The sequence below is a fragment of the Methanocaldococcus sp. genome (assembly GCF_024490875.1).
Lineage (GTDB): Archaea > AGJL01 > Methanococci > Methanococcales > Methanocaldococcaceae > Methanocaldococcus.
The window spans coordinates 1-4517 of sequence record NZ_JACCLX010000038.1 but is presented as its reverse complement, the minus strand read 5'-3'; the positions used below and the strand labels follow the sequence as shown (position 1 = coordinate 4517).

Annotated in this window: 5 protein-coding genes and 2 pseudogenes; 5 read left to right on the top strand and 2 right to left on the bottom strand. The window is 29.7% G+C overall.

The features are described 5' to 3' along the window. A pseudogene (locus tag HZY31_RS06680) lies at positions 1–96 on the bottom strand (IS6 family transposase); the annotation flags it as partial. A gap of 125 nt (positions 97–221) precedes the next feature. Between HZY31_RS06680 and HZY31_RS06675 the strand changes: the two are divergent. Further along, positions 222–524, top strand: coding sequence for an FUN14 domain-containing protein (locus tag HZY31_RS06675; protein WP_214399796.1), 303 nt, complete (start codon positions 222–224; stop codon positions 522–524). 9 nt (positions 525–533) lie between these two features. On the opposite strand, the gene HZY31_RS06670 is transcribed toward HZY31_RS06675, so the two are convergent. Beyond that, positions 534–881 (bottom strand): DUF555 domain-containing protein, encoded by a 348-nt coding sequence (locus HZY31_RS06670; protein WP_297318639.1) that lies wholly within the window; start codon positions 879–881, stop codon positions 534–536. 158 nt (positions 882–1039) lie between these two features. Here HZY31_RS06670 and argB point away from each other — a divergent pair, with 158 nt between their 5' ends. From argB to HZY31_RS06650, 4 genes and pseudogenes are all read left to right on the top strand, one after another. Continuing rightward, positions 1040–1921, top strand: a complete 882-nt coding sequence (argB, locus tag HZY31_RS06665; protein ID WP_297318638.1) for an acetylglutamate kinase — start codon at positions 1040–1042, stop codon at positions 1919–1921. Positions 1922–2104: 183 nt separating this feature from the next. Continuing rightward, a complete protein-coding gene (locus HZY31_RS06660) occupies positions 2105–3142 on the top strand; it encodes a TDT family transporter (RefSeq protein ID WP_297318637.1) in 1038 nt (345 codons plus the stop codon). Between the two features lie 44 nt (positions 3143–3186). After that, positions 3187–4194 carry a hydrogenase expression/formation protein HypE gene (hypE, locus tag HZY31_RS06655; protein ID WP_297318636.1) on the top strand — a complete coding sequence of 336 codons (1008 nt, stop codon included), beginning with the start codon at positions 3187–3189 and terminating at the stop codon, positions 4192–4194. Between the two features lie 32 nt (positions 4195–4226). After that, positions 4227–4517, top strand: a pseudogene (locus HZY31_RS06650) (hypothetical protein); the annotation flags it as partial.

Below are 4517 nucleotides of genomic sequence, written 5' to 3'. Positions count from 1 at the left end.
TAAAATCCCAGATAAAATTTTAATCTCCACCGATTTCCTATCTCTCTTAAAAAGTTCCGCCATTCGTTCCTTTAATACTTCTATCGTCAGCTTCATATCCCCTATTTTTTACTTCCATATTTTTAAATCTTTCTTATCTTGACAGTCTCATCACACTTAAAAGAAACTTTTTTATACTTAAATTAATAATAACCAAGTAATTATTAAGAAGGTGAGTAATTATGGACATTACACAATTTATTCCAGATATTGGAGGAGGGTTTATTATAGGATTTGTTGTAGGATGGGCTGCAAAAAAGGCGATAAAAATAGTAGCGTTTTTAATAGGTATCTATATATTAAGCTTACTTTACTTGGCAAAAATAGGAGTTATAAGTATCAATAAAGATGCTTTTTTAGCATTAATTGGAAACTTTGAAAGTTCTTTAATAGTTTTTGGAAATAAACTTGTTGGTTTAATACACTCCCTTTCATTTGGAACTTCATTTTTAATTGGCTTTGGGTTAGGATTTAAAAAAGGATAAATAAAGATTTTATTTTTCTAACTCTACAACATCAACTGGCTCTAATGGTATATTTTTTAGAACTTTTCCAATTGTTGCCTTTGCTATTCTTATAGCATGCTCAGGACTTTCTGCATTAAATACCTTTATGGAGAGTAAAACACCTACTAAGGCTGTTCTTGCTACAACTAAAACACAATCTACCAATTCACCACACTTTGGACATATAGTTAATCCAATGTCTATATCTACATAATTTAGTCCTTCTTTATTTAACATTTTACCTATCTGAGATATTGTAACGCTTATAGCGTCTTCTACATCATCTACATTTCTCACAATGTAAGCCGCTTGTAATGTTACATGATAATTTGGCATTGTTTCTCACCAATAATAAAAACACTCCCTATATTTTTTATCAACTTCCTTTAACTTTACATATACAACTTTGCTATTATTTATAACTTATCGTTTGATAAAGTTTAAATAAATAATATTTCATTTAACAGAATAAAATAAAAATCTTGGGGATTGTTATGGTAAAAAAGGCAGAGGTTTTATTGGAAGCGTTACCATATATTCAGAAGTTCCATGGAAAAACATTTGTTATAAAGTATGGAGGGCATGCGATGATTGATGAAAAAGCGAAAAATTGGACTGCTCAGGATGTTGTTTTACTTAAATATGTTGGAATACATCCCGTAGTTGTTCATGGAGGAGGGCCAGAGATTAATAAAGCAATGGAAAAAATGGGCAAAAAACCAAAATTTGTTCATGGTTTAAGAGTAACTGACGAGGAAACCTTAGATATTGTTGAAATGGTGTTGGCTGGGAAAATAAATGGAGATATAGTATCTAAATTATCAAAATTTGGTGGAAAGGCTGTTGGATTATCAGGAAAGTCAGGAAGAATTATAATTGCAAAGAAAAAAATTAAATACATTAAAAATGAAAAAGGAGAGAAAATAGCAGTTGATTTAGGTAAAGTTGGTGAGACAGTTGAAGTTAATACTGAACTCTTAGATATATTAATAAAAAATGGATATATTCCAGTAATATCTCCAATAGGTTTGGATGAAAAAGGAGAAGCATATAATTTAAATGCAGATACAGTCGCTGGAGACATAGCAGGGGCTTTAAAAGCAGAGAAACTTATTTTAATAACTGATGTGGATGGAATAATGGATGATGTTAATAATCCAGAGACATTGCATAGAAAATTAACTGCTTCAGAGTTAGTTGAAATGATTGAAGATGGAAGAATAAAGGGTGGAATGATTCCTAAGGCAGAAAGTGCTTTGTATGCTTTAAATCATGGAGTTAAGAGTGTTCATATAATAAATGGAAAAATTCCTCATGCTTTGTTGTTAGAAATATTTACCGAGGAAGGTATAGGAACTATGATAACTAAAAATTAATTTTAAAAATTTTTTTACATTATATTTTATTTAGTTATGTTTTATCTTATATCCATATAATCAAATTTATTTTTAAAATATTAGAATTAATCGATATATCGAAAAGTTTAAATATAAGTGTATCAAGTATTAATAACGAGTATTAAATTACCACATATGAGATAAAAAATAGTGCGTGAGAGAATGTTAGAAGCATGTGAATCAAAATGGGATATTGTTAAAAATTTTATACCTTCGTGGTTTGCATCAGTAATGGGAACAGGAATTTTTGCAATATCAAGTTGGATGTATTCAGTATATATTCTAGTATTAAAATATGTTGCTATTGGTTTATTTTACCTAAATATTATAATGTTCTTTATATTCTTAATTCCTTGGACTTTGAGATGGATATTGTTCCCAAAAGATGCATTGGCAGATTTAGAACATCCAGTTTTAAGTTCATTTTATCCAACAATTGCAGTTGCAATGCTCGTATTAGCATCAGATCTTATTCTAATTGGGCATAATATAGATATTGCAAAATACTTTTGGGCTTTTGGAGCAATTGGTATGCTACTTTTTAGTTTAATAGTTCCTTACTATATGTTTAAATCAGAAAGTATAAAACTGGATCATGTTAATCCAGGTTGGTATATTCCACCAGTAGGTTTAATAGTAGTTTCAATTGCTGGAAGTTTGATAATCCCTCATTTAAGTGGAATATTATATGAAGTAGCAGTAATAATAAATTATTATTGTTGGGGTTCAGGATTTTTCTTATATTTGGCTCTACTTGCAATAGTTATTTATAGATTTATACTACACCATCCACTACCTTCAGAATTATCTCCAACCATATGGATCAATTTAGGACCAATCGGAGCAGGAATTATAGCATTGATTAATTTAGTAAATAATTCTCCATTTATTTCAGTAAAAGAGCCGTTTTATATATTTTCATTACTGTTTTGGGGCTTCGGTGTGTGGTGGGTCTTGATGGCAATAATAATGACAATACACTATGTTAAAAAACTAAAATTGCCTTATGGTATGCCTTGGTGGGCGTTTATCTTCCCTCTTGGAGCATATGTTGCATCCTCTCATATGGTTTATAATATATTCCAATACATTATAATAGATTACATTGGATTTGTATTATACTGGCTATTGTTTGGTTTATGGACAATAACCTTTATAAAAACTGTAATAGCCACATATCATGGATATTCATTTAAATAAAAGTAATTAGAAAATAATTATAAAAAATATGAAATAGGGAGATTATGAAAATTACAAGAATGCACGGTGCCGGAGGAAAGGCAATGCAAGATTTAATAAAAAATGTTATTTTAAAAAATTTAGAATTAACTTCTGTTAATGGCGGTATCGGATTGGAAAGTTTGGATGACTCTTCAACAATACCAATAGGAGATAAAGAGATTGTTTTTACTGTTGATGGACATACAGTTAAACCAATATTTTTTCCAGGAGGAGATATTGGCAGATTAGCAGTTAGTGGAACAGTAAATGACTTAGCAGTTATGGGAGCTAAACCATTGGCATTGTCTTTATCTTTAATAATTCCTGAGGGTTTTAAGTTAGAGGACTTGGAGAGGATTATTAAATCTATAAATGAAACTTCCAAAGAAGCAGAAGTGGCAATAATTACCGGAGACACAAAGGTTTCTGATGGTGTTGATGATATTATTATTTCAACTTCTGGGATAGGAATAGTTGATAGAGGTAAAGCTATAAGAGACTGTAATGTTAAGGAAGGAGATGCAATAATTGTATCAGGCAATATTGGAGAGCATGGATTATCTATTTTATTATCAAGAGAAGGTTTTGATTTTGATGTTAATATAAAATCAGATGTAGCTCCAATAAATAAATTGATTGAGAAGGTTTTAGAAGAAGGAATTCAAATAAATGCAATGAAAGATCCTACAAGGGGAGGATTGGCAGATGCATTAAATGAAATGGCTGAAAAAAGCAATATAGGAATAACGATATTTGAGGACAAAATCCCTATAAGTGATGAAGTTCAGTCAATTTGTGATATTTTAGGTTTAGATCCATTAACAATAGCTAATGAGGGAAAAGTAGTAATGGCTGTTAAAAAAGAAGATGCCGAAAGATGTTTAGAGATTTTGAGAGAACATCCATTAGGAAAAAATGCAGAAATTATTGGCTATGCTACAAAAGAGCATAAAGGAGTTATAATGGAAACTATTGTAGGTAGGAGAATTGTAGATATGCCAATTGGTGATCCTATACCAAGAGTTTGTTAATTCTATAATTTTTTATTTAAGAGGGGAAGTTTATGAACCAAACAATTAAAAAACTTATTATAGAACCATTAATTTATCCTTTTTATAGAGAAAATTATAAAAAAACATTATTGGGTGGCTTAGTAATTTTATCTCTTTGGATACTAACTTTATTTCCAAATATTTTATGCTATATCTTCTTTGGAGGTATCGTTGGAATTTTTGTATTAGGTTACTGTCTTACAGTTTTTATATTCACTCTTAAAAATATAGACTCTCTTCCAAACTTAAAAAATAAGGAAATATTTATTAATGGTTTAAAAATTTTTGTAGTTATGTTATTT

Coding starts and splice junctions, on each gene's coding strand:
- HZY31_RS06675 (WP_214399796.1), top strand. CDS start 222: ATGGACATTACACAATTTATTCCAGATATTGGAGGAGGGTTTATTATA.
- HZY31_RS06670 (WP_297318639.1), bottom strand. CDS start 881: ATGCCAAATTATCATGTAACATTACAAGCGGCTTACATTGTGAGAAAT.
- argB (WP_297318638.1), top strand. CDS start 1,040: ATGGTAAAAAAGGCAGAGGTTTTATTGGAAGCGTTACCATATATTCAG.
- HZY31_RS06660 (WP_297318637.1), top strand. CDS start 2,105: ATGTTAGAAGCATGTGAATCAAAATGGGATATTGTTAAAAATTTTATA.
- hypE (WP_297318636.1), top strand. CDS start 3,187: ATGAAAATTACAAGAATGCACGGTGCCGGAGGAAAGGCAATGCAAGAT.